The following is a 3,914-nucleotide window of genomic DNA, read 5'->3' as shown; positions in this document are numbered from 1 at the left end:
ATCGTGGGCCGGCGGCGGCGGGACGGCCGGGGCGGGGACCCGGGCGGCGGGGGCCCGGCCGACGGTGGTGGCGGGGCGGAGCGCGGGCCGGCCGCCGCGCCGGGACTCGATCAGGCCCACCGCCCGCTCGGGCAGCCAGGCCGACGCCGTACCGCTGTCGTCGGAGCCGGAGCCGAACAGGTGCGGGGCGAGCTGGGACTGGAGGTCGGCGGGGCTGGGCCGGCCGTGCGCCTCCATCTGCATGCAGGACTCGATCAGCGGGCGCAGTTCCGCGGGCAGCCCGTCCAGGTCGGGGCCCTCGCGCAGCAGCATGAACACCGTCTCGACCGGGTTGGCGCCGTGGAAGGGGGCGTGGCCGGTGGCGGCGAAGACCAGGGTGGAGCCGAGCGAGAAGACATCGCTGGCGCCGGTCACCGAGCGCGAGTCCTTGGCCTGCTCGGGGGACATGTACGCGGGGGTGCCGACGGCGACGTTGGTCATGGTCAGCCGGGTGTTGGAGACGCCCGAGGCGATCCCGAAGTCGATCACCCGGGGGCCGTCCTCGACGACGAGGACGTTGGACGGCTTGAGGTCGCGGTGGACCAGCCCGGCGCCGTGGATGGACTGGAGCGCCTCGGCGATGCCCGCCGCCAGCCAGCGCACCGCCTGGGCCGGCAGCGGCCCGCACTCGTTCACTATCTCTTCCAGCGAGGGCGCGGGCACGTACGCGGTCGCCAGCCACGGCACGGCGGCCCGCGGGTCGGCGTCGACCACGGCCGCCGTGTAGAAGCCGGACACCGCGCGGGCCGCCTCGACCTCGCGGGTGAAGCGCACCCGGAACAGCTGGTCCTCGGCCAGTTCCGTGCGCACGGTCTTGATCGCCACCCGCCGGCCCGATGCCGAGCGCGCCAGATAGACCAGCCCCATGCCGCCGGCCCCGAGCCGCCCCAGCACCTCGAACGGCCCGATCCGCCGCGGATCGTGCTGCGTCAGCTGATCCACCACTTGCCTGCCACCTCCCCGTACGAGCCGCGCCACCCACATATGTACGCGACCGAAGTGCAGCGTCTCACCACCACACCGCCGCGGCGGCACGCACCCTGATTCTTCCTGTCCGAAGCCTTGGTGGCGAACCCGCGGCCAATCAGGGTGTCTCGCGGCAATCCAGGGCAAATCAGCGTTGCAGCAGCGCGAACGAGGCTCCTTGATCGTCGGTGACCACCGCGACCCCGCCGTACGACGTCTCGAATGGCGGGACCTGCACCCGGCCGCCGAGCCGGACCGCCGTGCCGAGCGCCGCCTCGCAGTCGCCGACCAGGAAGTGGACCAGGAAGTGCGGCGGCATCTCGGCGGGGAAGACCCCGGTCAGCGGGGCCCGGCCGAAGTCGGGCTCGGCGCCGGGGCCGAACAGGGCGTCGTGGAACAGGTCGCCGTAGAAGCGGTCGGCGGCCTCGGTGTCCCGGGTGTACAGCTCGGCCCAGGTGAAGGTGCCCGGCTCGTGCCGGCGGCCGAAACCGGCGTGCCGGCCGGGCTGCCAGAGCGCGAAGACGGCGCCCTGCGGGTCGGCGGCCAGGGCGGCGCCGCCCAGGTCGCCGTCCGGACGGGGCGGTGTGACCAGCTGCCCGCCGCCCGCCTCGATCCGGCGGGCCAGCGCGCGGGCGTCGGCGGTGGAGAAGTACACCGTCCACACGGTGGGCATGCGGCCGTCGGTCTTGGGGCTGAGGGCGGCGACGGGCGCGCCGCGCAGCCGGGCCCAGACGGTCGCGTCGTCCCTCGGGGCGTCGAACGTCCACCCGAAGAGCTCGCCGTAGAACCGCCGGCCGGCCGCCACGTCGGGGAGTTGCGCGTCCACCCAGCAGGGGACGCCCTCGCGGTAGGTACAGGCGTCGCCGGATGCGCTGTTTTCGGCCATGCCGCCAACGTAACCGGATGCCGCGCACCGCGCAGACCAGGCACAGCGCCCCTGGGACCGTCGCGCACCCCATTTGCAGTCGGCCGAATCGCGCCCTGATCACCCCTCGGTAAGCTGACGGGCATGACAGGACAAGTGCGTACCGTCGACGGGCGGGTGGCCGGCCGGCGAGGGCAGGCGACCCGGCAGAAGCTGCTCGACTGCCTCAGCGAGATGCTCAGCTCCTCCCCGTACCGCGACGTCAAAGTCATCGATGTCGCCCGCCGGGCGGGCACCTCGCCCGCGACCTTCTACCAGTACTTCCCGGACGTCGAGGGCGCCGTCCTGGAGATCGCCGAGCAAACCGCCGCCGACGCCGCCGACTTGACCGCGCTGGTCCAGGGCCGCTCGTGGACCGGCCGGGCCGGCTGGAGCACGGCGCAGGAACTCGTCGACGGATTCCTGGAGTTCTGGCGGAAGAACGACGCCATCCTCCGGGTCGTCGACCTCGGTGCCGCCGAGGGCGACAAGCGGTTCAACAAGCTCCGGACCCGGATCCTCACCTCGGTGACCGGCTCGCTGGCGGACTCCGTCGCCGAGTTGCAGGCCAAGGGCAAGGTCGACAAGGACGTCAGCCCGGCCGCGGTCGCCGCTTCGCTGGTCGCGATGCTGTCGGCGGTGGCCTCGCACCAGAAGGGCGTCTCCGCCTGGGGCGTGAAGCAGGCGGAGCTGAAGCCGGGTCTGGCGCTGCTGGTCCATCTGGGCGTCACGGGCCGGAAACCGACGAAGTAGCCCCTCGCGCCTCACCGTTCCCTGTCCTGTCCTGTCCTGTCGGGCGGCGGTCCACTCCGGTGGGCCGCCGTTCGTCGTTTCCGGCAGACTGGACGCCCGGGGACCACGACCCGTATCCGAGGAGACCGACATGGCCCTGAGCCGCGCTGAGCGTGAACAGTTCCTGGCCGAGCCGCACATCGCCGCGCTGGCGGTCGACGCGGGGGCCGGGCGGGCCCCGCTGACGGTGCCCATCTGGTACCAGTACGCGCCCGGCGGCGACGTATGGGTGCTGACCGGGGCGACGTCGCGCAAGTACGAGCTGATCAAGGCGAGCGGACGCCTGTCGCTGATGGTCGACCGGGTGGAGCCCACCATCCGGTACGTCTCGGTGGAGGGGCCGGTCACCGGGACCGAGCCCGCCACCCGGGAACTGCTCCGGGAGATGGCGGCCCGCTATCTGCCGGCCGAGAAGGTCGACGGCTATGTCGACTTCGCCTGGGAGCAGCACGGCGAGCAACTGGTCATCCGCATGCGGCCCGAGCACTGGCTCTCCTCCGACCTGGGCTCGGTCTGAGTGACCGGGGAGCCGGGGGAGCTGGACGGTCTGCTGCGGTCGCTGCGGGTCTGGGACCCGGCGGTGACCGAGCTGCCGCCGTTCGACCCGGCCGCCGCGCCCGCCGAGCCGCTGCCGCTGTTCACCCGGTGGTTCGCCGAGGCGGTGGCGGCCGGGGAGCGCGAGCCGCACACCGTGTCGCTGGCGACGGCGGACGCGGACGGCCGCCCGGACGTGCGGATCGTGATGCTGCACGGCGCGGACCCGGACGGCTGGTCCTTCGCCACCCACTCCGGCAGCCGCAAGGGCACGCAGCTCGCCGCCCGCCCGCAGGCCGCCCTCGCCTTCTACTGGCCGCGCCTCGGCCGCCAGGTGCGGGTGCGCGGCCCGGTCGACGCCGCGCCGCCCGAGCGGGCCCGGGCGGATCTCGGGGCGCGCTCGACGGGCGCGCTGGCCGCCGCCCTCACCGGCCGGCAGAGCGAGCCGCTGGAGTCACTGGCGGAGCTGGCGGACACGTCGGCGGCGGCCTGGGAGCGGGCCCGCCGCGAACCGTCCGCCCCGGCCCCGACCTGGACGCTGTACCGGCTGCGCCCGGACGAGGTGGAGTTCTTCCAGGGGGAGGCGCGGCGGCGGCATGTGCGGGTGGTGTACCGGCGGGAGGCGGCGGGATGGCGCCGGGGGCTGCTGTGGCCCTGAGCGGTCACCGCGCGGGGGCGC

The 3,914-nt window shown here is 74.2% G+C and carries 5 protein-coding genes; 3 read left to right on the top strand and 2 right to left on the bottom strand.

Going from position 1 to position 3,914, the window contains the following annotated elements; all coding sequences use genetic code 11:
• Positions 1 to 984: serine/threonine-protein kinase (locus tag ACTT8P_RS35465; RefSeq protein ID WP_442835910.1), on the bottom strand; the 984-nt coding region annotated here is incomplete at its 3' end.
• A gap of 169 nt (positions 985 to 1,153) precedes the next feature.
• Positions 1,154 to 1,891 carry a VOC family protein gene (locus tag ACTT8P_RS35460; protein ID WP_442835909.1) on the bottom strand — a complete coding sequence of 246 codons (738 nt, stop codon included), beginning with the start codon at positions 1,889 to 1,891 and terminating at the stop codon, positions 1,154 to 1,156.
• A gap of 135 nt (positions 1,892 to 2,026) precedes the next feature.
• Between ACTT8P_RS35460 and ACTT8P_RS35455 the strand changes: the two genes are divergently transcribed.
• The 3 genes from ACTT8P_RS35455 (at position 2,027) to ACTT8P_RS35445 (ending at position 3,893) form a co-directional block, all read left to right on the top strand.
• A complete protein-coding gene (locus ACTT8P_RS35455; RefSeq protein WP_442835912.1) occupies positions 2,027 to 2,662 on the top strand; it encodes a TetR family transcriptional regulator in 636 nt (211 codons plus the stop codon).
• Between the two features lie 130 nt (positions 2,663 to 2,792).
• Positions 2,793 to 3,218: a pyridoxamine 5'-phosphate oxidase family protein gene (locus tag ACTT8P_RS35450; protein WP_442835908.1), complete on the top strand. Its 426-nt coding sequence runs from the start codon at positions 2,793 to 2,795 to the stop codon at positions 3,216 to 3,218.
• Positions 3,219 to 3,893: a pyridoxine/pyridoxamine 5'-phosphate oxidase gene (locus tag ACTT8P_RS35445; protein WP_442835907.1), complete on the top strand. Its 675-nt coding sequence runs from the start codon at positions 3,219 to 3,221 to the stop codon at positions 3,891 to 3,893.
• The last annotated feature ends 21 nt before the right edge of the window (positions 3,894 to 3,914 follow it).

Origin of the sequence: Streptomyces sp. JW3, assembly GCF_052216785.1 — a bacterium.
Taxonomy (GTDB): Bacteria; Actinomycetota; Actinomycetes; order Streptomycetales; family Streptomycetaceae; genus Streptomyces.
Note: the sequence above shows the minus strand (reverse complement) of the source record. Positions and strands in the feature narration are given on the sequence as shown.